18 protein-coding genes and 1 tRNA gene are annotated in these 22,898 nt (G+C 65.1%); 8 read left to right on the forward strand and 11 right to left on the reverse strand.

The window, feature by feature from the left end; all coding sequences use genetic code 11:
* Positions 1 to 46: 46 nt before the first annotated feature.
* Positions 47 to 952, reverse strand: coding sequence for a LysR substrate-binding domain-containing protein (locus tag IB257_RS29005; RefSeq protein ID WP_054458422.1), 906 nt, complete (start codon positions 950 to 952; stop codon positions 47 to 49).
* 140 nt (positions 953 to 1,092) lie between these two features.
* On the opposite strand from IB257_RS29005, the gene IB257_RS29010 reads away from it, so the two are divergent.
* The 3 genes from IB257_RS29010 (at position 1,093) to IB257_RS29020 (ending at position 5,480) form a co-directional block, all read left to right on the forward strand.
* Entirely contained in the window at positions 1,093 to 2,082 is a 990-nt protein-coding gene (locus IB257_RS29010) for a tripartite tricarboxylate transporter substrate binding protein (protein ID WP_192493193.1), read from the forward strand.
* Positions 2,083 to 2,145: 63 nt separating this feature from the next.
* Positions 2,146 to 3,426 carry a hypothetical protein gene (locus IB257_RS29015; protein WP_192493194.1) on the forward strand — a complete coding sequence of 427 codons (1,281 nt, stop codon included), beginning with the start codon at positions 2,146 to 2,148 and terminating at the stop codon, positions 3,424 to 3,426.
* A gap of 182 nt (positions 3,427 to 3,608) precedes the next feature.
* Complete coding sequence (locus tag IB257_RS29020; protein ID WP_119450699.1) at positions 3,609 to 5,480, forward strand: PhoX family phosphatase; 1,872 nt, start codon at positions 3,609 to 3,611, stop codon at positions 5,478 to 5,480.
* 128 nt (positions 5,481 to 5,608) lie between these two features.
* Here the strand turns inward: IB257_RS29020 and IB257_RS29025 are convergent.
* From IB257_RS29025 to IB257_RS29045, 5 genes are all read right to left on the reverse strand, one after another.
* A tRNA-Ser gene (locus IB257_RS29025) sits at positions 5,609 to 5,699 on the reverse strand.
* 131 nt (positions 5,700 to 5,830) lie between these two features.
* A complete protein-coding gene (locus tag IB257_RS29030; protein WP_082401331.1) occupies positions 5,831 to 7,387 on the reverse strand; it encodes a SpoVR family protein in 1,557 nt (518 codons plus the stop codon).
* The gene (locus IB257_RS29035) at positions 7,384 to 8,643 is read right to left on the reverse strand and encodes a YeaH/YhbH family protein (protein ID WP_175161254.1); all 1,260 of its coding nucleotides are present in this window, start codon (positions 8,641 to 8,643) and stop codon (positions 7,384 to 7,386) included. The genes IB257_RS29030 and IB257_RS29035 overlap by 4 nt, the downstream gene beginning before the upstream one ends.
* A gap of 12 nt (positions 8,644 to 8,655) precedes the next feature.
* Positions 8,656 to 10,572, reverse strand: coding sequence for a PrkA family serine protein kinase (locus tag IB257_RS29040; RefSeq protein WP_370127010.1), 1,917 nt, complete (start codon positions 10,570 to 10,572; stop codon positions 8,656 to 8,658).
* Between the two features lie 533 nt (positions 10,573 to 11,105).
* The gene (locus tag IB257_RS29045; RefSeq protein ID WP_147400248.1) at positions 11,106 to 11,414 is read right to left on the reverse strand and encodes a hypothetical protein; all 309 of its coding nucleotides are present in this window, start codon (positions 11,412 to 11,414) and stop codon (positions 11,106 to 11,108) included.
* A gap of 75 nt (positions 11,415 to 11,489) precedes the next feature.
* On the opposite strand from IB257_RS29045, the gene IB257_RS29050 reads away from it, so the two are divergent.
* Together IB257_RS29050 and IB257_RS29055 are read left to right on the forward strand one after the other, a co-directional pair.
* Positions 11,490 to 12,650 carry a DUF3142 domain-containing protein gene (locus IB257_RS29050; RefSeq protein WP_054458411.1) on the forward strand — a complete coding sequence of 387 codons (1,161 nt, stop codon included), beginning with the start codon at positions 11,490 to 11,492 and terminating at the stop codon, positions 12,648 to 12,650.
* Positions 12,637 to 15,117, forward strand: a complete 2,481-nt coding sequence (locus IB257_RS29055; protein ID WP_192493195.1) for a hypothetical protein — start codon at positions 12,637 to 12,639, stop codon at positions 15,115 to 15,117. The genes IB257_RS29050 and IB257_RS29055 overlap by 14 nt, the downstream gene beginning before the upstream one ends.
* Here IB257_RS29055 and ribD read toward each other — a convergent pair.
* Entirely contained in the window at positions 15,114 to 16,265 is a 1,152-nt protein-coding gene (gene ribD / locus IB257_RS29060) for a bifunctional diaminohydroxyphosphoribosylaminopyrimidine deaminase/5-amino-6-(5-phosphoribosylamino)uracil reductase RibD (RefSeq protein WP_370540136.1), read from the reverse strand. The genes IB257_RS29055 and ribD overlap by 4 nt on opposite strands.
* Positions 16,266 to 16,444: 179 nt before the next feature.
* Between ribD and IB257_RS29065 the strand changes: the two genes are divergently transcribed.
* Positions 16,445 to 17,008, forward strand: coding sequence for a cysteine hydrolase family protein (locus tag IB257_RS29065; protein WP_192493196.1), 564 nt, complete (start codon positions 16,445 to 16,447; stop codon positions 17,006 to 17,008).
* 17 nt (positions 17,009 to 17,025) lie between these two features.
* Positions 17,026 to 17,991 (forward strand): GlxA family transcriptional regulator, encoded by a 966-nt coding sequence (locus tag IB257_RS29070; protein ID WP_119450702.1) that lies wholly within the window; start codon positions 17,026 to 17,028, stop codon positions 17,989 to 17,991.
* A 73-nt stretch (positions 17,992 to 18,064) separates the two neighbouring features.
* Here the strand turns inward: IB257_RS29070 and nrdR are convergent, their stop codons facing one another.
* Both nrdR and glyA read right to left on the reverse strand, forming a co-directional pair.
* The gene (gene nrdR / locus IB257_RS29075) at positions 18,065 to 18,544 is read right to left on the reverse strand and encodes a transcriptional regulator NrdR (RefSeq protein ID WP_013391422.1); all 480 of its coding nucleotides are present in this window, start codon (positions 18,542 to 18,544) and stop codon (positions 18,065 to 18,067) included.
* Between the two features lie 205 nt (positions 18,545 to 18,749).
* Positions 18,750 to 20,000, reverse strand: a complete 1,251-nt coding sequence (glyA, locus tag IB257_RS29080) for a serine hydroxymethyltransferase (protein WP_054458401.1) — start codon at positions 19,998 to 20,000, stop codon at positions 18,750 to 18,752.
* 205 nt (positions 20,001 to 20,205) lie between these two features.
* On the opposite strand from glyA, the gene IB257_RS29085 reads away from it, so the two are divergent.
* Positions 20,206 to 20,841 (forward strand): LysE family translocator, encoded by a 636-nt coding sequence (locus IB257_RS29085; RefSeq protein WP_054458399.1) that lies wholly within the window; start codon positions 20,206 to 20,208, stop codon positions 20,839 to 20,841.
* A 63-nt stretch (positions 20,842 to 20,904) separates the two neighbouring features.
* Here the strand turns inward: IB257_RS29085 and IB257_RS29090 are convergent, their stop codons facing one another.
* Together IB257_RS29090 and tyrS are read right to left on the reverse strand one after the other, a co-directional pair.
* The gene (locus IB257_RS29090) at positions 20,905 to 21,558 is read right to left on the reverse strand and encodes a YbhB/YbcL family Raf kinase inhibitor-like protein (protein ID WP_054458397.1); all 654 of its coding nucleotides are present in this window, start codon (positions 21,556 to 21,558) and stop codon (positions 20,905 to 20,907) included.
* 72 nt (positions 21,559 to 21,630) lie between these two features.
* Entirely contained in the window at positions 21,631 to 22,860 is a 1,230-nt protein-coding gene (gene tyrS, locus IB257_RS29095) for a tyrosine--tRNA ligase (RefSeq protein ID WP_192330138.1), read from the reverse strand.
* Between the last annotated feature and the right edge of the window lie 38 nt (positions 22,861 to 22,898).

Raw genomic sequence — 22,898 nt, forward strand, 5'->3', positions numbered from 1 at the left:
GCGATGGCCAGATGATACGCGAGCCCGGGCGCGGCCCCTGCCGCGCTCAGGTCGCGTCCGGCTGCGCCTGGAAACCGCGCGCCAGGATCTCCACGAAGGCCTCGGTCACCGACGACGGCGCGGTCTGCGCGGGGTAAGCCATGCTGACGCGCACCGGCAGGCGCGGCGTGAACGGCCGTATCGCCAAACGGTCCGCGAACACCGCGGCGATGTAGGGATTGACCACGCCCAGGCCGCTGCCGGCGGCAGCCAGCGCGCAGATGGTGGATGAATAGGTGGTCTCGATTTCCGAGGCGGGCTGCGCCTGATGTTCCTGCATCGCGCCGCGCAGCTGCAGATAGACGTCGTCATCCGCGTTCAGCACCAGCAGACGGCGCCCGTCCAGGTCCATGATGTCGACGGACGGCTGCGCGGCCAGCGGATGGTCGGGCCGCATCACGCAAACCGCCGCGCTTTCGTGCAAGGCCTGCATTTCCAACTGTGCGCCGTCCATGGGCGCCGTAGTCACCACCAGGTCGTAGGTGCCGTGCAGCAACCCTTCCCGCAGATACTGGCTGCCCACGGTCTGCATGTTGATGTGGACCTCGGGATAGCGCTGCGCGAAGGTCTCGATCGCGCCGGGCAGCACGCCCAGGCCCAGCGCCGGGGTGCAGGCCAGCCGCAGCACGCCGCTGCCGCTGCGCCGCATCGCAGCAACGCGGTCCTCGATGCGCTCCAGCCCCACGAAGTGCCGCTGCACGGTATCGAACAGATCCTTGGCCTCGCGCGTGGGTCGCAAGCGGCCGCGCTCCATGTCGAACAGCTTCAGGCCGCTGGCCTGCTGCACCTGCGCCAGCAGCCGGCTGACCGAGGGCTGGGTGGTGCGTAGCATCTGCGCCGCGCCGGTAGTGGTGCCGGCCAGCATGACCGCATGGAAGGCTTCGATCTGGCGGAAATTCAGGGGTCGGCTCATGGCGGGCAATGTATAGCAAACTTGCATAGCCTATGTTGAAAAAAGAATTTTTTCAAATACATGAGGACTCCTACACTGGTTTTCCCAAGGGCGCCGCCAGATGCGCCCCCCGCACTACCCAACCTTCCAGGGGAAACCACATGAACCTCCGCCGCTCCTGGCGCCAACTCCTGCAAACGCTGTGCCTGGGCCTGACGACAGCCGCCCTGCCGCTGGCCGCGCACGCGCAAGCCAACTATCCCGACCGCCCGGTGCGCATCATCGTGCCCTTCACCGCAGGCGGCAGCTCCGATATCCAGGGACGGCTGTTGGCCGAACACCTGGGCAAGCTCTACGGCCAGTCGGTAGTGGTGGAAAACCGCCCCGGCGCGGGCGGGCACATCGGCGGCAAGTTCGTCGCCGACTCGGGGCCGGACGGCTATACGCTGCTGCTGGGCTCCATCGGCCTGCATGCCACCTACGGGGTCTACAAGAACCTCAACTACCAACCCGCCCGCGATCTGAAGCTGATCACCATCGTGGCCGAGATGCCGCACGTGGTGGTGGCCAACCCCGCGCTGGAAGCCAACACCCTGGCCGAACTCACCGCGCTGGCAAAGGCCAAGCCGGAAACGCTGCACTTCGGCTCGGCCGGCGTGGGCTCGTCCGTGCACATGGTGGGCGAGCTCTACAAGATGGCCGCGCAGGCGCCCATCGTGCACATTCCATACCGCGGCAGCTCGGCCGCCACCAACGACCTGCTGGGCGGCCAGATCCAGTTGCTGTTCGAGAACGTGCCCACCACCATCGGCTACATCCAGGCCAAGAAGCTGAAGGCGCTGGCCATCACCGGCGCCACGCGTTCGCCAGCCCTGCCCGACGTCCCCACCGTCGCCGAAGCAGGCCTGCCCGGCCTGACCGTGACGTCCTGGACCACGCTGGCCGCCAGCAAGGACGTACCGGACGCGCTGATCGAAAAGATCAGCGCCGACCTGCGCCGCGTCTACGCCGACCCGGCATTCCGCGAAGGTCTGGAGCGCCTGGGCATGACTCCTGTGGGCAACAACCCCGCCGACGCGCGCGCCTTCGTCGAACGCGAACGCGCCCGCTGGAACCAGGTCATCGAAACCGAACACATCACTGCGGGCTGAACGCCCGGGGCGGCGCCTGCGCCGCCCTTTTTTCTTTCCGACTTCCTCTTTGCCCTGCCATCCATGAACCGCATGCTCGCCACGCCCATCGCCTGCCGCCGCCTGGGCGTCACGCCGCACCATCATTTCTTCGGCTACTACAACAAGACCGTCTGGCATCGCGACGGCCGCTATCTGCTGGCCAACCGCACGCCGTTCAAGGACGCGCGACTCACGCCCGAGTTGAGCGCCGAGGTGGGTTACTTCGATCTCCAGGACGGCGACCGCTACCACGTCGTGGGCAGCACCACGGCCTGGAACTGGCAGATGGGCTGCCAACTGCAATGGCTGGACGGCGAGTCCGAGCCGCAGATGATCTACAACTGCCGCCGCGACGACGACAGCGGCTTCTATCCGGGCTTCCGCTCCGCGGTCCACAACGTCGCCACCGGCCAGACGCGCCACCTGCCGCTGCCCATCTACGTGGCCGCGCCCAACAGCCGCTACGCGCTCTGCGTGGATTACCGCCGCCTCTACATCACGCACGAGACCATCGGCTACAGCGAACACGCGCCCGGCCCCGTGGACTACGCCCCAGCCGACGACGGCATCCACAGCATGGACCTGGAAAGCGGCGCGCACCGCCTGCTGGTCAGCTACGCCGACCTGCGCAACTTCCATCCGCGCGACTCGATGGAGCGCGCCATCCACTGGGTCAGCCATATCGAGATCAATCCTTCGTCCTCCCGCATCCTGTTCCTGCACCGCTGGACCGAACGCGTCAAGGACGAGACCTGCTTCCTGCACCGGCTGATCACCATGAACGCCGACGGCAGCGACATGCGCCTGCTGGAATGCTCCGACCATCCGCTGCCGCAACTGGCCGACGACTTCGATCCCGGCGCGGTCGGCACGTTCGACTACGAGAAATCCGAATACCAGATCTCGCACCCGCTGTGGCGCGACGACCAGACCATCATCGTTTGGGGCCCGCATGACGGCAGCATCCACTACCACCTCTACCGCGATGCGCCCGGCGGCGCGGTCCAGGTCGTGGGCGACGGCGTGCTGACGGAAAACGGCCACATGACCTACTCTCCCGTGAACACGCGCTGGCTGCTCAGTGACACCTATCCGGACTCGACCACGCACGAGCGCATCCTGTTCCTCTACGACATGCAGACCGGCCTGCGCCATTCGCTGGGCAGCTTCTACGCCGATCCCAATCTGTCCAAGGAAAACCGCTGCGACCTGCATCCGCGCTGGAGCCGCGACGGCACGCAGGTCTGCATCGACTCCGTGCACGAAGGCGAGCGGCAGATGTATGTGCTGGACGTCACGCCCATCGTCGGGCCGCAAGACTGACAATCGCAACGCCGCCGCCTCAACCGGAATTCCGATCACGGGCTCGGTCAGGCGGCGGACTACCCACTTAACCATAAGGACTTCACACTATCGTCACCCCGTTGTAACGACCGACCTTTAACCTCGCTTTCGTTTTGCTTACAAACAATTGAGCGACTCGATCGCGACACTATGAGGTTGGAATGTCTTACTTGACTGATAAATTGCGCGCCCCCTATCGCGAAGCCCAAGACGAAGTCACCGTTCCCGGGCAGATGTTCGACGAAATCGTCGCCGCGAATCCCCAGCGCCGCACTTTGCTGAAGAACAGCTTCGGCCTGTCAATGCTGTCCGTGTTCGGCGCATCGACCCTGCTGACCGCCTGTGGCGGCAGCGACGATGACGACGACGACACCTCCGGCAACGAGCCGGGCGAAGGCGGCACCAAGCCGCCCCCCGGCCCCGACTATTCCGTCACGTTCACCCCGCTGGCCGACAAGATCGTCGCCGACACCGTCACGGTTCCCGCAGGTTACGTGGCCGAAGTGCTCTACTCCGCCGGCGACAAGTGCATGATCGGCTCGGCTGGCTACGCCGGCGTGCCGCAGTCCTATCCCGCCACGGAAACCCAATCCGGCGGCCAGCACGATGGCATGCACTTCTATGCCCTGCCCGGCGTGGACCCCAACCAGGGCGGCCTGCTGGTGCTGAACCATGAAGCGCTGGACGACGAGACCCTGGACCAGAGCGTCGAGGGCGTGAAGACCCGCCTGTCCAACGTCGGCGTGTCCGTCATCGAAATCGCGCGCAGCGCCAATGGCGCATGGGCCGTCAAGACCGACTCGCGCTACAACAAGCGCTACACCGGCAACACCGTCTACAACGTCAGCGGTCCGGCCAAGTCCGTCGTGGGCGACACCGTCGTCGGCACGCTGAACAACTGTTCCAGCGGCGACACGCCCTGGGGCACCTATCTGACCTGCGAAGAAACGCTCAACAACTACCACTACAAGACCGGCGACGCCGGCAAGCCGGCCGACGAAGGCTATGGCTGGGTGGTGGAAATCGATCCCCAGAACCCGGATTCGACCGCCGTCAAGCGCACCGCGATGGGCCGCTTCAGCCATGAAAACACGGCCTTCATGCTGGACGAGAACAACCGTGTTGCTTTCTACATGGGCGACGACACCACGCCTGGCTGCATCTACAAGTTCGTGCCGAGCAAGCCGTACGATCCCGCCAACCGCGCCGCCAACATGGGCCTGCTGGACGAAGGCACGCTGTACGCCGCGCGCTTCAATGACGACGGCAGCGGCAACTGGGTCGAACTGACCGTGGGCAAGAACAACCTGACCGCCGGCGCCACCGATCCCGGCAATTTCACGCAGGTCGCCAGCGGCACCGTGATCACCGGCAAGCTCGTCAACTTCAATACGCAGGCCGACGTGCTGGTCAACACCGGCGCCGCCGCCCGCGTCGCCGGCGCCACGCTGATGGACCGCCCGGAATGGATCACGGTGGGCGTGGACAAGACCGTGTACTGCACGCTGACCAACAACGGCAGCCGCAAGCGCACCAGCGCCGCCAACCCGCGCGTCAACAACTCGCACGGCCACATCATCCGCTGGCACGAGCGCGGCGACTCGCCCCTGGCCACCACCTTCGAGTGGGACCTGCTGCTGCTGGCCGGCCGCGACAAGGCCGACGGCGTGGCCGCCAACCTGACGGGCAACGTCAACGGCGACACCTTCTCCAGCCCCGACGGCATCCGCGTCGACCCCAAGGGCCGCCTGTGGGTCCAGACGGACGCCGGCACCAGCGCCTCGACCACGGACTTCTTCGGCAACAACTCGATGTACTACATCGACCAGAAGACCGGCGAATCCAAGCGCTTCCTGGTCGGCCCGCTGGGCTGCGAAATCACCGGCATCGCCTACACGCCGGACCTGACCACGTTCTTCATCAACATCCAGCACCCGGATCAGACGTGGAACACGTTGCGCGCAGGCGGCGGCGATGCGCGCTCGGCTACGGTGGTGGTGCGGCGCACTGATGGGAAACCGGTGGGCGCGTAAGCGTTCCGGTCCAAGACGCCGCCCGGCAAATTACGCCGGGCGGCGTTTTTTATGCCGCGAAAATGCAAAAAACCCGCAAGGCTTGAGCGCTTGCGGGTTTTTTGTGTACTGCTTTGCAGTGCGAATTCTGGCGGACAGAGGGGGATTCGAACCCCCGATACGCTTTTGACGTATACACGCTTTCCAGGCGTGCGCCTTCAACCACTCGGCCACCTGTCCTATCTGCGATTTTCGCTGCGGGCGAGCCGCTGCAGAAAATGCGAATCCGCGATTCTAGCAGATTTCGCACAACGCCGACAAGCGGACAAAGAAAAAGGGACGCCAACGGCGTCCCCTGCTTTGGCCGACCACTAGGAGGCTGATGCCGGCGGATCCTGTTCCCGGTAGGAGCTGACGGTGCCGTCCGGCTCGGTCTCTTCCAGCCGCACCCTGAAACCCCACAGTCGGGCCAGGTGCTTCATCACCTGTTCGGCGTCCTCGCCCGCCAGCGGGCGGCCGCGGCTCTTCAGGTGGCGCAGCACCAGCGAGCGGTCGGAGTCGCGGTTGAAGCGTACCACCTGGATGTCCGGCACCATGTTGTCGCGGTTGTGTTGCGCAGCCAGCAGGCGGCGGATGTCGCGGTAGCCTTCGTCGTCGTGGATGGCGGCGACTTCGAGCTTGGGGTTGGCCTGGTGGTCGGAGATCGCGAAGAAACGGAACTCGCGGATCAGGCGGGGCGACAGGTACTGCGAGATGAAGGATTCGTCCTTGAAGTTGCGCATGGCGAAGTCCAGCGTCTTCAGCCAGTCGCCGCCGGCGATGTCGGGGAACCAGCGCCGGTCCTCGGCCGTCGGCGCCTCGCAGATGCGGCGGATGTCGGACATCATCGCGAAGCCCAGCGCATAGGGGTTGATGCCGCCGTAGCCGCGTTCGTCGAAGCCGCGCTGGCTGACCACGTTGGTGTGGCTTTGCAGGAACTCCATCATGAAGCCGTCGTTGACCAAGCCTTTTTCATGCAGCCGGTTCAGGATGGTGTAGTGCCAGAACGTGGCCCAGCCTTCGTTCATGACCTTGGTCTGGGTCTGCGGATAGAAGTATTGCGCGACCTTGCGGACGATGCGCACCAGTTCCTTCTGCCACGGCGCGAGCTTGGGCGAATACTTCTCGATGAAGTACAGCAAGTTCTCTTCGGGCTCCGGCGGAAACACCGAGGCCTCGACGTGGGTGTCCTTGTCGGCCTCCAGGCGCGGCAGGGTACGCCACAGGTCGTTGTACTGCAGCCGGGCATGCTCCTGGCGTTCGGCCTGGCGCGCGGCCTCTTCCTTGTAGGAAATGGGCGTGGGGCGCTTGTAGCGGTCCACGCCGTGGTGCGAGAGCGCGTGGCAGGAATCGAGCAAGGATTCCACCGCGTCGATGCCATAGCGGTCCTCGCAGGACATGACGTATTTGCGCGCGAAGACCAGGTAGTCCAGCACACCGTCGGCATCGGTCCATTGCCGGAACAGGTAATTGCCCTTGAAGAACGAGTTGTGGCCGTAACAGGCGTGGGCGATCACCAGCGCCTGCATCGTCATGGAGTTCTCTTCCATGAGATAGGAGATGCAAGGGTTGGAGTTGATGACGATCTCGTACGCCAGCCCCTGCATGCCGCGGCGGTAGAACTGCTCGTTGCGGATGAATTCCTTGCCGTACGACCAGTGCGGATAGCCGATAGGCAGACCGGCCGACGCGTAGGCATCCAGCATCTGTTCCGAGGTGATTACCTCGATCTGGTTCGGGTACGTGTCCAGTCCGTATTCGGCGGCGACCTTGGAGATCGCGTCGTCATAGGACTGGATCAGTTCGAAGGTCCATTCGGAACCCTGGGAGATGGGCCGGGCGCTGCCGGCGGCCTCCGGTTCCACGAGCGCTCCCACGATGGCATTCATGCGGTTTCCTTTTTGAACAGGTCATGGAACACGGGGAAGATCTCGCCGCGTTCGCAGATGCGCCGCATGACGAAATGCGGCTCCAGTTTCTGTTCATATTCCGCCCACAGGCTGCTCTTGCGCGCCTCCTGCGAGTCGGGCACTTCGATGTAGGCAAAGTAGCGCGTGGCCGGCAGCAGATGTTCGGCCAGGAAGCGCGCGCTCTTGCCCGCGTCGGCGCCGAACGAGTCGCCGTCGCTGGCCTGCGCCGCGTACACGTTCCAGGCGGTCGGCGGATAGCGCTTCTCCAGGATCTCGCGCATCAGTTCCAGCGCCGACAGCACGATGGTGCCGCCGCTCTTGGGATCGTAGAAGAAGGTATGTTCGTCGACTTCCTCGGCGTTGTCGGTGTGGCGGATGAAGACCAGGTCCACGTGTTCGTACTTGCGCGACAGGAACAGGTAAAGCAGCGAAAAGAAGCGCTTGGCCAGGTCCTTCTTGTTTTCGTCCATGGAGCCCGACACGTCCATCAGGCAGAACATGACGGCGCGCGCCATCGGGATGGCCACCGACACCCGGTTGCGGTAGCGCAGGTCCAGGTCGTCCAGGAAAGGCACGCGGGCCAGGCGTTCGCGGCAACCTTCGACGTCCTGCTCCAGCGCCTTGATCTCGTCGGGGGGAGCGCCCGCTTCCAGCGCCTTGGCCAGGCGCTCCTCGGCATCCTCCAGATCGGCGCGCGCCTTCACGCCGAGCGACACGCGGCGCGCCAGCGAGGACTTGAGCGTGCGGCTGATGCTCAGCATGCTGGGCGAGCCCGTGGTCGTGTAGCCGGCGCGCTGCCATTTCTTCTGGCTGACCTCGCCCAGCTGCGTGCGCGCCATGTGCGGCAGTTCCAGGTCCTCGAAGAACAGGTTCAGGAATTCCGCCCGCGACAGGCTGAAGGTGAACTGGTCGACCGATTCGCCTTCGCCCGGCTCGGAGCCGCCTTCCCCCTGCCCGCCTTGCGGCCGGTCGAACGTGTCTCCCTTGGCAAACTCGCGGTTGCCGGGGTGCACGATCTCGCGGTCGCCGCCCTGGCCGTGATGGAAGGTCGGCTCGGAGATGTCGCGGGCGGGCAGGTTGATCTCGCCGCCCTGATCCATGTCCTGGATGGAGCGGTCGCGGATCATCCCATGTACCGCCTTGCGGATCTGGTTCTTATAACGCCGGAGAAAACGCTCCCGGTTGACGGCGCTTTTATTGCGCCCGTTAAGACGGCGATCGATGAGTGAATTCATGATTCACCTCGCTCAGGAAGACTTCCTCACACGGAGATACCACTCGCACAGCAGTCTCACCTGCTTTTCCGTGTAGCCCTTTTCAACCATGCGATCCACGAAGCTCTGGTGCTTGGACTTGTCCTCGGCCGACGCCTTGGCGTTAAACGAGATCACCGGCAACAGGTCTTCGGTGTTCGAGAACATCTTCTTCTCGATCACTTCGCGCAGCTTTTCATAGCTGGTCCAGGTCGGGTTGCGGCCGTTGTTGTTGGCGCGCGCCCGCAGCACGAAGTTGACGATCTCGTTGCGGAAGTCCTTCGGGTTGGCGATGCCGGCCGGCTTCTCGATCTTTTCCAGTTCGTCGTTGAGCGCGCTGCGGTCGAAGCTTTCGCCGGTTTCCGGGTCGCGGAATTCCTCGTCCTGGATCCAGCAGTCGGCAAAGGTCACGTAGCGGTCGAAGATGTTCTGGCCGTATTCCGAGTAGGACTCGAGGTAGGCGGTCTGGATTTCCTTGCCGATGAATTCCGCGTAGCGCGGCGCCAGGTAGCCCTTGATGAATTCAAGATAGCGCCGGCGGATTTCCTCGGGATAATCTTCGCGGCCGATCCGCTGCTCGAGCACGTACATCAGGTGCACCGGGTTGGCGGCGACTTCGGTCTGGTCGTAGTTGAAGACGCTGGACAGGATCTTGTACGCGAAACGCGTCGACACCCCGGTCATGCCTTCATCTGTGCCGGCATAGTCCTTGTATTCCTGCAGGGCCTTGGCCTTGGGATCCACGTCCTTCAGGCTTTCGCCGTCGTAGACGCGCAGCTTCGAATAGATGCTGGAATTCTCGGGTTCCTTCAGGCGCGTCAGGACCGAGAACTGCGCCATCATGTCCAGCGTTCCCGGGGCGCATGGCGCCGCCGACAGCGAACTGTGGTGCAGCAGCTTTTCGTAGATGCGGACCTCTTCCGACACCTGCAGGCAGTAAGGCACCTTGACGATGTAGATACGGTCGAGGAACGCCTCGTTGTGCTTGTTGTTGCGGAAGGTCTGCCATTCCGATTCGTTCGAGTGGGCCAGGATGGCGCCGTTGAACGGGATCGCGGAAAAGCCTTCGGTGCCCTTGAAGTTGCCTTCCTGGGTTGCCGTCAGCAAGGGGTGCAGCATCTTGATCGGGGCCTTGAACATCTCGACGAATTCAAGCAGCCCCTGGTTGGCCAGGCACAGCCCGCCAGAGTAGCTGTAGGCATCTGGATCGTCCTGCGAGTGGCGGTCGAGCATGCGGATGTCGACCTTGCCCACCAGCGACGAAATGTCCTGGTTGTTCTCGTCGCCAGGTTCAGTCTTGGCGATGGCGATCTGGCGCAGCACCGACGGGTTCAGGCGCACGACGCGGAACTTCGAGATGTCGCCGTCGAACTCCTTCAGGCGCTTCACGGCCCAGGGCGACATGATGCCGCTCAGGTAGCGCCGCGGGATGCCGTATTCCTTTTCAAGCGTGTCGCCGAAACGTTCCGGGTGGAACAGTCCGAGCGGCGATTCGTTGACCGGCGACCCCTTCAGGGCGTAGATGGGATAGGCCTCCATCAGCGACTTGAGCCGCTCCGCGATGGACGACTTGCCGCCGCCCACCGGGCCCAGCAGATAGAGGATTTGCTTGCGCTCTTCCAGTCCCTGCGCGGCGTGCTTGAAGAACGCGACGATCTGTCCGATCACGTCCTCCATGCCGTAGAACTCCTGGAACGCCGGATAGCGTCGGATGGTCCGGTTGGAAAACAAACGGGAAAGACGTGGGTCGTTGCGCGTATCCACGACTTCGGGTTCGCCTATTGCCGCCAGCATGCGTTCTGCGGGGCTGGCGTACGCCATGGGATCGCTTTTGGCGAGGTTGAGGTACTCCTCGAGAGAGAGTTCCGATTCCTGCTCTCTTGCATACTGCGACTTGAAGCCTTCGACGATGTTTTGCACGGAAACCTCCTACAACACGCGAAAAATCCAATACGTCCCTACCTGCCCCCATTGTGCCTCAGCGCTCGCGCATTACTAGACAATCTCGCGATAAGCACTGTCGGCCGGATGGTATGTTGCTTTCGCCACACATCAACCAAAGGCATGATCAGGCCCTTTCCAGTTAGGCTGCACTCTTCGGATGCAAGTTCCGTCAGGGAATGCAACTTAAGTGAATAAGTTCACTCGTTCGACTTCAGCATATCGCTGTATGCGTGCGTGCATGATGCATCCGCACATGAAATGCTCAGCAATGATTTGAAGGGAAGAGCGATGTCCCAGGGATTTTTATGATGCGGGCATAAACCCGATGCGCCCGCTGTGCGATGGCAGCGGACGGTCTGAACGGCGCGTAGCGTCTTCGTTCAGCAGCGTGCAGGTCCGGTTGTGAAAAGCACCGATGACGCTGCACGAGGATCCGTGGTGACGAGGGCGCGTGGCATTGCACGGTGTAGTCCATCAGTGCGTGGCGCCAAGTCATGTGCCTATGCTAAAGCCAATTGACGTTTTTGTGGCAATTCATTTAACGCAAGGCCAAAAATAGTCGTGTCGCGCGCTTTCAAATTCATGCAATAGACACGCGCTGCAACCACGCAAACCTGCGCAAACTTGATGGCATATCGATAGCGCTGGCGCATCGCGAATCGCCTGCAAGCCCGGATTACGGAGGTCTGCGCGATTGGCAGCCGCGAACGCAGAGTGCTAATACCCCTTGCGGCGGCGATAGAATCACGCATTCGAAACGCGCCGCGCATTTGGTTCGCTTCCTGTCGTCCGCCCATCGCCATCGCCACATCATAATTTTCCGATTTTTGACCCGCCGCATGAAGGTCCTCGTCAAACGCTGTCGCGCAGTGCTTTGCAGCGTCTTGCTGCTGCTTCTGGCCGCTTGCGGCAAGCAGGCGGATCTGCCGGCCGACGCCTATGTCTGGCAACGCGTCTGGACGCCGCCGGTCAGCCAGGCGCTGGCCGACAGTGCCGACGTGGTGCGGGCATGGCGCGTGCTGATGGCGGAAATGAACCCGGATGGCAGGTGGTTCACTGCTGCGCCCGATCTGGCCGCACTGGCCGCGGCCAAACGTCCCGTCATCATGGTTTTCCGCCTGGACGGTCGCGCCGATGCGCTGCCCGCCGCGGAAGTGCTTGCGCGGATCAACGCCGCGCGCGGCGCATGGGAAAGCGCGGGTATCGGCTTGGCCGGCATCGAAATCGACTACGACTGCCCAACCTCCAAGTTGCCCGCCTATGCGACGTTCCTGGAGACCTTGAAGCAGGGCCTGGGACCGGATCTGCCTTTGTCGATAACCGCGCTGCCGACATGGCTGGGCGGCGCCGGGCTCGACGCGCTGTTGCGGATTCCCGATGAAGCCGTGTTGCAGGTCCACGCCGTGCTGAGTCCCGAACAGGGGCTGTTCAATGCCAGGCGCGCAAGCGCCTGGCTGGCGGCGTTCGCGGACCGCACCCAGCGGCCATGGCGCGTGGCGCTGGCCACCTATGGCAGCCGCGTAAGCTGGAACGACGACGGCAGCATCGCCGCGGTCGAAAGCGAACGCCCCGCCCTGCTGCCGGGCGGCCGCGCCAGCGAACTGGTGGCCACCCCGGCAGCCATGGCGGCTTTCATCGATGAGATCCACCGCGCCCGTCCGCGCGGACTGGCGGGCATCGTCTGGTTCCGCCTGCCCACCGCGCGCGACGAACGCGCCTGGAGCCTGGCCACCTGGCGCGCCGTACTGACGCGCCAGCCCCTGTCGCCGGCGCTGTCCGTCACGGCGCGCGCAGCAGGCGGCAGCGGCGCGCAAGACCTGATTCTGGCCAACGGCGGCAATGCCGACGCAGCCCTGCCCTTCGCGATCCGCTGGCAAGGCGCTTGCCGCGCGGCCGACGGCATCAATGGCTATACCCTCGAACATGATTCCAGCGGCGCCTTCCTGCGCCGCTCCCAGAATGGCCTGCTGCATGCCGGCGGCCAACGCAACATAGGCTGGATACGCTGTGAAAACGGGCCCACGAGCTTCCATGTACAACCGTAAATCGCTTGCGGCGCTGCTGCTCCTGACGGGAGCCGGTATCGTCATCGCCTGCGGGCCGGAGTTCCCCGCCCAGCTGCTCGACGACCGCGCGGCTACGCTGCGTGCGACGCCGGCCAACGCTTTCAGCTATGAAACCGCGCGCCTCGTGGACGCCAGCGATGCGCTGCGAGCCCGCGAAGCCTATGAATTGCCGGACGGCAGCTACCTGCAAAACGCCCTGCCGGAAGACCGCGATCCCGCGCTCACGCCGGCGCAGCGGACCACGGCTCGCGCCATGCGCGCGCAGGCCGATGGCGACCGGGCCTATGCGCTGGGCGCCGATTTGCCGGAAGCGGTGCGTCTTTACGCCGCGGCCGCGGTCGACACCCATGCCGCCCGCGAAGCGCCGGACACCGACCGCCTGCTGGAGCAGGCGCGCGCCCGCTACCGCGCCATTCTCCAGTTGCCGGCGCAGCAGGCCGCGCCACGCAGCGTCTGGGCCGCCTATATGCTGGCAGAAATCGGGGACGAGACAGAGTTAGCCACTGACGACGCCGAGGCGCAGCGGCAGGCTGCGGCACAAGCCTATGGCCGCGTGCGGCAACTGGCGCGCGACGGCGCGCCGGACCCGCTGGGCCTGGCCGTTGCCAGCTACGGCCAGGAGGCGCGCCTGTTCCTCGCCGGGCCGCAGGGGCAATGCAGCTATATGGAGCTGGTCAATGCCGAGCCCTGCATGGACGCCATTCCCGCGGCCTCGCTAAAGCATGCGCTGCGCCTCTATGCCGAACAGGCCGCGCGCGACTCCGCGAGCGGCAATGCATCGCTGCGCATGCTGGCCGAATGGGCCTTGGAAGATCCGGCGCGCACGCGCCGCCTGATCGACGATCCAGTCGCGCAACGCCTGCTGGTGGCCTACGCGCTGGCCAGGGTCGGCGACATCGTGGACGGCAGGCCGGACAGCGCCAGCGATCCGTACGCCGCCTACGATACGACTGGCCAGGTGGGGTTGGCCGATGCGGCGCAAGGGCATGACGTCACACCCAATCCGGCGCTGCAATCGCTGGTTGCGGCATTGGAAACCCAGGACCTGAAGCAGGTGCCGGACGCCGACCGCGTGGCCGCGCTGGCCTACCGCATCGGCCGCTACGAGCTGGCGCAGACGTTGGCCGCGCGGCTGGATACGGCCTTGGCCTGGTGGGTCCGCGCCAAGCTGGCGCTGCGGCAAGGCGATACGCAGGCGGCGGCCCAGGCCTATGCCCAGGCTGCACGCGCGTTTCCGCGCGCCGACGGCAGCCTGGAGGCTGTCGGCGCGGCGCGCCTGCTGGGCGAACAAGGCGTGTTGACGCTGTCGCGCGGCCAGTATGTCGAGGCGCTGGATCAACTACTGCACGCCACCGTGAAGGACGATCCGGCCAATCCGGCCGGAGGCTTCTGGTTATCCACCCCGTACTGGAATGACGCTGCCTACGTCGCTGAGCGCGTGCTGACCACCGCCGAACTCAAGTCCTATGTGGACCGGCATGCGCCCGCCACTCCGGCGCCGGCAAGGTCCGTGCCGCGCGATCCGCAGAATTTCTACGACTGGGTAAGGCAGCATCCCATCACCGCATCCGATCGCCTGCGCCTGCTGCTGGCGCGCCGGATGGTGCGCGAAGGTTCGATCGAGCTGGCGCTGCCCTATTTCCCCGCCGATTCGGACGCCCGCTACGCCACGCTGGAAAGCGTCGACGGCAAGTGGGAAGTGCGTCTGCAGGAAACCCGCCGGCTCGCCGCGGAGTATGGCGCGGCCTTGCGCCGTGCCGGGAGCGCCTGGGGCCGCACATCACGGGCGCAAGCCTGGTACGAAGCTTCGCGGCTGGCGCGGCGCGACGGGATGGAGATCATGGGCTACGAACAGGAGCCGGATTTTGCGGTCTATGGCGGCAACACCAGTTATGGCGCGGGACGCAGCGCGGTCCCAGGCTGGAAGGCAGAGGATGACGATGCCGGAACGCCCGACACGCCGGCCTTGCGTGCCGCCGCCGCGCTGCCGGGCCCGTTTGTCACCGAAGAGGAACGCCGTCGCTATGCCGCCAGCGAAGCGCAGCCCTACACCCGCTTCCACTACCGCGAGATCGCGGCCAATCATGCGCTGCGCGCGTCCGACGAGCTGCCACGCCGCTCGCAAGCCTACGCCGCCGTGCTGTGCCAGGGCGCCCGCTACATCATCGACGACTCCCCGGAACTGGCCGCCACGATCTACCGCCGCTATATAGAACACGGCGCGCAGGTGCCGTTCAGCGGCTCTTTCGGCCGCGAATGCGCCGCGCCCGATTTCCAGGCGGCTGCCTGGTTCCATTACACGCAGGCCGGAAAATCGTGGGAACGTCTGCGCCGCGACCATCCCGGCCTGCTGCTGGCGGCCGCGTTGTTGGCCCTGGCCGGCGGCGCTGCCACGATCCTGGCCTGGCGCTACACCGCGGCGCGCACGGGCCGGCGCCGCGCCTAAGACAGCTCAGGCAGCTCCACCCGCCGCGTCAGCTGATTCCAGGTGTCGGCCACCCGGGCGCGCACGCGCAGATCTGCGCCCACCGGCGCGGTCTCGATGAATTCATAGCGGCGGGCGCCGTCCAGGTGCTCCAGCATGGGCAGGCGGACCATGCCGGCGGCGTCGCCCAGCAGCACCGGCGCCAGGTACAGCAGCAGTTCATCCACGCAGCCCGCGGCGACCAGCGCGCCGCTCAGGCCCGCGCCGGCTTCGACGTGGACCTCGTTGAACTGTTCCTGCGCCAGCCAGCGCATCATCGCCGGCAGATCGACCCGGCCCGGCGCCTCGCCCGGCAGCAGCACCACGCGGGCGTTCCTGGCCTGCAGGCGCGCGGCCTTGGCGGCATCTTCGCGAGCCGTGAAGATGATGACCTCGGCGCCATCGAACAACCGCGCGTCCTCGGGGATTTCAAAACGGCCGTCCACTACCGCCTTGCGCGGCTGGCGGGGCGTGTCCACGCCTCTGACATTGAGCTGCGGATCGTCTTTCAGCACGGTGCCCATGCCGGTCAGCACCACGCAGGCGCGGGCGCGCCAGCGGTGTCCGTCGGCGCGAGCCTCGGGTCCGGTGATCCATTGCGAGACGCCGTTATGCAGCGCGCTGCGCCCGTCCAGCGAGGCCGCCATCTTCATCCACACCCACGGCAGGCCGCGGCTCATGCGCGAGATGAAACCCGCGTTGATGGCCAGCGCCTCCGCGCGGCAAACGCCCGTGGTCACCGCGATCCCGGCATCGCGCAGACGCGCCAGTCCTTGCCCATTGACCAGCGGATTGGGGTCGCCGATGGCCACCACGACCCGCGCCGGCCGGGCCGCAAGCACAGCGTCCACGCAGGGCGGCGTGCGGCCGAAATGGCTGCAGGGTTCCAGGGTGACGTAAAGCGTGGCGCCTTCCACGGATTCGCCGCGCGCCTGGACGTCGCGCAAGGCGCAGACTTCCGCGTGCGGGCCGCCCGGCGGCTGCGTGGCGCCTTCGCCCAGCACCCGGCCGTCGCGCACGATCACGCAGCCGACCCGGGGGTTGGGCGCGGTGGTGTACATGACGGTCTGCGCCAACGCCAGGGCGCGGCGCATCCAGAAAATGTCGTCGTTGTCGCTGGGAATCATCATGTCCAGGATTGTATGTCCGCCGCAGGGCGGGCAGGCGGTCCGGCAGCGGGTCCACCGGGGCAGCGGCGGCCAATGTCCGTTTTAGGCCGATGGCCGTCTTTCGCCGCACTCGCCGCCACGCCGGATTGCAGTAAAAATAGCTGCACACCCCTAAAATTCGCCCTCCAGGAGCGCGATCCATGAAACAAGCACTGATCGTCATCGACGTACAAGACTCTTTCCGGCAACGTCCGTTTTGGGATGAAGCCGAGTACCCTGCGTTCGTGGAACAGATCCAATCCCTGATCGACGCCGCCCAGGCCCGCGACATTCCGGTGCTGCAGGTGTTCCACACCAGCGTGTCGAACGACCCCGCCAACCCCTTCTCGATGGCCTCCGGCCACGTCAAGACGCTCAAGGAACTGCGCATCGAGCCCACCGCCGTGTTCCACAAGACCGTGCATTCCTCGCTCTACGCCAAAGACGCGGACGGCGCCAGCCTGCAGGACTGGCTGGTGAAGCACGGCATCGAAGGCATCATCGTCAGCGGCATCCGCACCGAACAGTGCTGCGAAACCACCTCGCGCCACGCCAGCGACGCCGGCTACAAGGTGGTGTTCCCCACGGACGCCACCCTGACCTTTGCCATGCAGAGCCCGTCCGGCCAGCATTACACGTCGGCCGAGATCCGCGACCGGACCGAGCTGGTGCTGCAAGGGCGTTTTGCCCGCATCGCACGCGCGGCCGACGCGCTGGCGGCCTGACACTGGCGGAGGGCCGCATGGTTCCAGTGTATTTCGTGCTGACGCGGGGCGTCGTGCTGCTGGACGTGGCAGGCCCCGCGGAGGCCTTCCGCGTCGCCAACAAGCTGGTTCCCGGGGCCTTCGAACAGCATTTCTGCGGCCCGTCCCGGGAAGTCGAAAGCGGCCTGCCGGGCCTGCACCTGGCTCATATCCAAGCCTTGCCGGCCAGCCTGCCGCCCGAAGCCCTGGTCATCATTTCCGGCGTGGTGGGCAAGCCCACGCGCCTGGACGACCCCGACTCGCGCGCCATCATCGACTGGCTCGCGGCCCGCCATCCGGTGGACGGCTTCACGCTGATGACGGTGTGCGCAGGCGCCCTGTTCGCCGCCGCCGCCGGCCTGACGCGGCAGCGCGACTGCACCACACACCACACTTGCCTGGAACAGCTGGCCAGCATTGACCCGAGCGCGCGGCTGCATGACAACCGCATCTTCGTCGAAGACGGCAAACTGGTCAGCAGCGCCGGCATCACGGCCGGCATCGATTTGGCTCTGCACATGGTGTCGCGCCATTGCGGCCCGCGCGTGGCCAGCGAAACCGCGCGCGACATGGTGGTCTACCAACGGCGCGCCGGCACGGATTCCACGCTGTCGCCCTGGCTGGACCATCGCAGCCACCTGCATCCAGGCGTGCACCGGGTGCAGGACGCGGTCATCCGCGACCCGGCGGCTCCCTGGTCGGCGCAATCGCTGGCGGACCAGGCACACACCAGCGCGCGCCATCTGACGCGGCTGTTCCGCGAACACGCGGGCTGCACGCCGATGGACTACCTGTATCAGATACGCGTGGCGCTGGCGCGCGACCTGCTGCGCGATACCCGGCTGGACCTGGAACGCGTGGCCGAAAAGTCGGGATTCGGCTCGGCGCAGCACATGCGCCGCGTCTGGCGCAAGTTCCAGCCGCTGACGCCCAGCCTGGCGCGTACGGCTCCCACCATGCAATGACGGCGCCGCAGCGCCGTCATTTTCGAGCTTCGATGCGGCCAGCCGGCCGCGGATCGGTTGAACCTGAGCCCTGCTAGTCCTTGCGCAGCTTGCCCGGCAACAGCGGTCCTTGCATCTCGCGGATGGCTTCGACGAATTCGCCGATGTCCTCGAAGCTCTTGTAGACCGAAGCGAAGCGCACGTATGCCACCTTGTCGAGCTTGCGCAGTTCGTTCATCACGAGCTCGCCTATATGTTCGCTGGGCACTTCACGCAGCCCGCTGGCCAGCAACTGCTCTTCGATGCGCGCGACCGCGGCGTCCACGTCTTCCGTGCTGACGGGACGCTTGCGCAGCGCCAGGCTCAGGCTGGCGCGCAGCTTGCCGGGGTCGTAGTCGCTGCGGCTGCCATTGCGCTTGACGATGGAGGGCATGGCCAGCTCCACCCGTTCATAGGTGGTGAAACGTTTGTCACAGGACAGGCAGCGACGGCGACGGCGTATGGCGTCGCCTTCTTCGGAGACCCGGCTGTCTACGACCTGCGTTTCGGCATTGCCGCAAAATGGACACCGCATGTGTGATCCCTAAAGGCACTGAGGGGGCAATAGTTGAGCATATTGTAACGAGGCGTCCGGCCGCCAGCGCCAATACGGGCTAATCCGCCCCCGTATTTTTTACCAGGCGGCGCCAGCCGCCCGAAAACAAAGGGACGGCGCCTTGCGGGGCCGTCCCTGGTAGACCGCTGCGGCCGGGCCACAGCCCGCCGCAGGGATTGCTCGCTTACTTCTTGCCGTAGACCGGCAGGCGCGAGGTCAGTTCGTTGACCTTTGCACGCACGGCGGCGATGTTGGCTTCGTCGCGCGGGTTGTCCAGCACGTCGGCGATCAGGTTGGCGGTCAGCTCGGCTTCGGCTTCGGTGAAGCCGCGCGTGGTCATGGCCGGCGTGCCCAGGCGGATGCCGCTGGTCACGAAGGGCTTTTCCGGGTCGTTCGGGATGGCGTTCTTGTTGACCGTGATGTGGGCCTGGCCCAGCACGGCTTCCGCTTCCTTGCCCGTGATGCCCTTGGAACGCAGGTCCACCAGCATGACGTGGCTTTCGGTGCGGCCGGAGACGATGCGCAGGCCGCGCTTGACCAGCGTGTCGGCCAGCACCTTGGCGTTCTTGACCACTTGCTGCGCGTAGTCCTTGAAGGCGGGTTCCAGCGCTTCCTTGAAGGCCACGGCCTTGCCGGCGATGACGTGCATCAGCGGACCGCCCTGAATGCCGGGGAAGATCGCCGAGTTGATGATCTTCTCGTGCTCGGCCTTCATCATGATGACGCCGCCGCGCGGGCCGCGCAGCGACTTGTGCGTGGTCGAGGTGACGAAGTCGGCGTGCGGCACCGGGTTGGGGTAGGCGCCGCCAGCGACCAGGCCGGCGTAGTGGGCGATGTCGACCATGAACAGCGCGCCGTTTTCACGGGCGATGCGGGCCATGCGCTCGAAGTCGATGTGCAGGGCGTAGGCGGAGGCGCCAGCCACGATCAGCTTGGGCTTGTGCTCCTTGGCCAGTTGCTCGACCTGGTCATAGTTCAGGACTTCGTTTTCGTCCAGGCCGTAGGAGATGAAGTTGTACAGCTTGCCCGAGGCGTTGACCGACGCGCCGTGCGTCAGGTGGCCGCCTTCGGCCAGGCTCATGCCCAGCACGGTGTCGCCCGGCTTCAGGACGGCCATGTACACGCCCTGGTTGGCCTGCGAACCCGAGTTGGGCTGCACGTTGGCGGCTTCGGCGCCGAAGATCTGCTTCAGGCGGTCGATGGCCAGCTGCTCGACCACGTCCACGTATTCGCAACCGCCGTAGTAGCGCTTGCCCGGATAGCCTTCGGCGTACTTGTTGGTGAGCTGCGTGCCCTGGGCTTCCATGACGGCCGGGCTGGCGTAGTTCTCCGAGGCGATCAGCTCGATGTGCTGTTCCTGGCGGACGTCTTCCTTCTGGATGGCGGCCCAAACGTCCGGGTCAGCCTTGGACAAGGTGAGGTTGCGGTCAAACATGACGGGGGGTTCCTGAGGCGGTAAGAGAGGAGAAAACTGCGCCCGGGTGGGTAAACCCGGAGAATGACGGATAGTTTACCCCGTTGGACAGGATCAAATGCTCCCAAAATGCAGGGAACCCGGGCAAAATTCCCGGCATGGGCGCGAAAACCACGCCATCCTCCGCGGCCGGAAAAGCCGTCTCAATCCGACTTGAGAAACTTTCATGCAAAGCGCCACGCTCATAACCTACTCATTAGTAGCTGCGGTCAGCGTCGTCAGCCCCGGCCCGGCCACCATGCTGGCCATCCGTAACGGCGCGGCGGGTGGATGGCGGGCCGTGCTGCCCTCCACCCTGGGTAATGTCACCGGGCTGTTCCTGCTGTCGGCCGCCGCCATGCTGGGACTGGGCGTGGTGCTGCAATCGTCCGCCATGCTGTTCATGCTGCTCAAGCTGGCCGGCGCGGCGTACCTGCTCTACATCGGCCTGCGGCACCTGCTGGGCCGCTCGAACATTGCGCCGCCCGCAGACGCCGCCGCGCTGGCGCCGCGCAGCGCCGGGCGGCTCTATTCGGAAGCCGCGCTGGTTGCAACGCTGAACCCCAAGCCCATTCTGTTCTTCACGGCGCTGTTTCCTCAGTTCCTGAACGCGGCCGAGCCCTTGCTGCCGCAGTTCTTCATCCTGACGGGCATCTTCACGGGCATGTCGCTGGTGTCGCTGCTGGCCTATGGCGCCTTGGCCCACCGCGCCCGGCGCCTGCTGCGCCAACCCCGCATCGTGACCTGGATCAACCGCCTGGTCGGCGCCATCTTCATCACTTTTGGATTGGCGCTGCTGCGGCTCAAGCGCGCCACGGGCTGAACCTTTTCGGCGATGAAAAAAGGCCGCAGTCGCAAGACTGCGGCCTTTCTGTGGCGCGGCGAATCAGGCCGAGGTGGCGCCGATCTGCTTGGGAGCCAGTTTCGGATTGAGCGTATAGGTGCCGGTCAACGACGCCTGCGCCAACACGTGCTTCTGGATCGCGCGCAGCGCGTCTTCGCCGGTGAACGAACCCTGCAGGTTCAGCGTGGGCACGTCCAGCGCATACAGGGTGAAGACGTAGCGGTGCGGGATGGCGTCGTTCCAGGGCGGGCACGGGCCGTCATAGCCGAAGTAGTCGCCGCTCATGTCGTGATCGTTGGCGAACCATGACGAGTACGAGTTGATGCCCTGGCGCGCATCCATCGGCGCCAGCGGGCCGCCCTTGCCGCGCGGCGTGATGCCGCTGGAGAAGGCGCCTTCCTCGATGTCGCGCAGGTCGGCCGGCAGATCGACCAGCACCCAGTGGAAGAAGTCCACGCGGGGCAGGCTGGCCGGCACCTCGCGGCCTTCCTGGTTGACGTCGTCGGGTTCGGAGGGCACATCGGGATCATGGCAGATCAAGGCGAACGACTGCGTGCCCGCCGGAACTTCGTCCCAGGAGAACTGCGGGTTGAAGTTGTCTGCCAGCGCGACGTGCGATTGCGCATCGATCCTGCCGAAGGCGTAGCGTTCGGGAATCGACTCGTTATCGGAAAAGGACAAACTCGAAAGTTTCATGTCGTGCTCCTTGATGTGCCGCAAAGGCCCCACTGCCCCTGTCTGTACCCTCAGCGTATCAAAACTTCGCAATCATGGGTTCAAGTTAACACGCGCAAATTTGCGCTTGCCCACCTGAACGACGTAAGTCCCCGCCGGCAATTGCAACGATTTGTCTTCCACGCGGTCGCCATTGACGCGCACGCCGCCTTGCTCCACGTTGCGCTGCGCTTCCGAACCGGAGGCCACCAGGCCGGCTTCACGCAGCAGCTTGAGGATGCCCACCGGCGCGCCGCCGATGTTCACTTCGGGGATGTCGTCGGGGATCGCCCCGTCGCGGAAACGGGCTTCGAACGAGGCCAGCGCCTCATCGGCAGCCTTGGCGGAATGGAAGCGCGCAATGATTTCCTGGGCCAGCATGACCTTGGCGTCGCGCGGGTTGCGGCCGCCATCGATCTCCTGCTTGAGCGCCGCGATCTCTTCCAGAGAGCGGAACGACAGCAGCTCGAAGTAGCGCCACATCAGCGTGTCGGAAATCGACATGAGCTTGCCGAACATCGAATCGGGCGACTCCGAAATGCCGATGTAGTTGCCCTTGGACTTGGACATCTTCTCTACGCCATCCGTCCCGACCAGCAGCGGCATCGTCAAGATGCACTGCGGCTCCTGTCCATACTCTTTTTGCAGCTCGCGCCCGACCAGCAGGTTGAACTTCTGATCGGTGCCCCCCAGCTCCAGATCGGACTTCAGCGCCACCGAGTCATAGCCCTGCATCAGCGGATACAGGAATTCATGGACCGAGATCGGGATGCCGCCCTTGAAGCGCTTGGTGAAGTCCTCGCGCTCCATCATGCGCGCGACCGTGTAGCGCGACGCGAGCTGGATCATGCCGCGCGCGCCCAGCGGATCGCACCACTCGGAGTTGTAGCGGATCTCGGTGCGCGCCGGATCCAGCACCAGGCTGGCCTGGGCGTAATAGGTCTTGGCGTTGGCCTCGATCTGTTCACGCGTGAGCGGCGGGCGCGTGTTGTTGCGGCCGCTGGGATCGCCGATGGTGGACGTGAAATCGCCGATCAGGAAGATGACGTTGTGGCCCATGTCCTGCAGCTGGCGCATCTTGTTCAGCACCACCGTGTGACCCAGGTGGATGTCCGGCGCGGTCGGATCCAACCCCAATTTGATGCGCAGAGGCACGCCCGTGGCGCGGCTCCTGGCCAGCTTGCGGGCGAATTCGGACTCGACCAGCAACTCATCGCAACCGCGCTTCGCTATACGCAGGTCTGCTTCGACTTCGGGGGTAATCGGGGCTTCTGAGGGTGACATGGCAGGGGGACCAACTCGGCTTCAGCCGATAAAAAGGT

This window comes from Achromobacter sp. ACM03, from assembly GCF_014851665.1.
In the GTDB taxonomy this organism is placed as follows: Bacteria; Pseudomonadota; Gammaproteobacteria; order Burkholderiales; family Burkholderiaceae_B; genus Achromobacter; species Achromobacter aegrifaciens.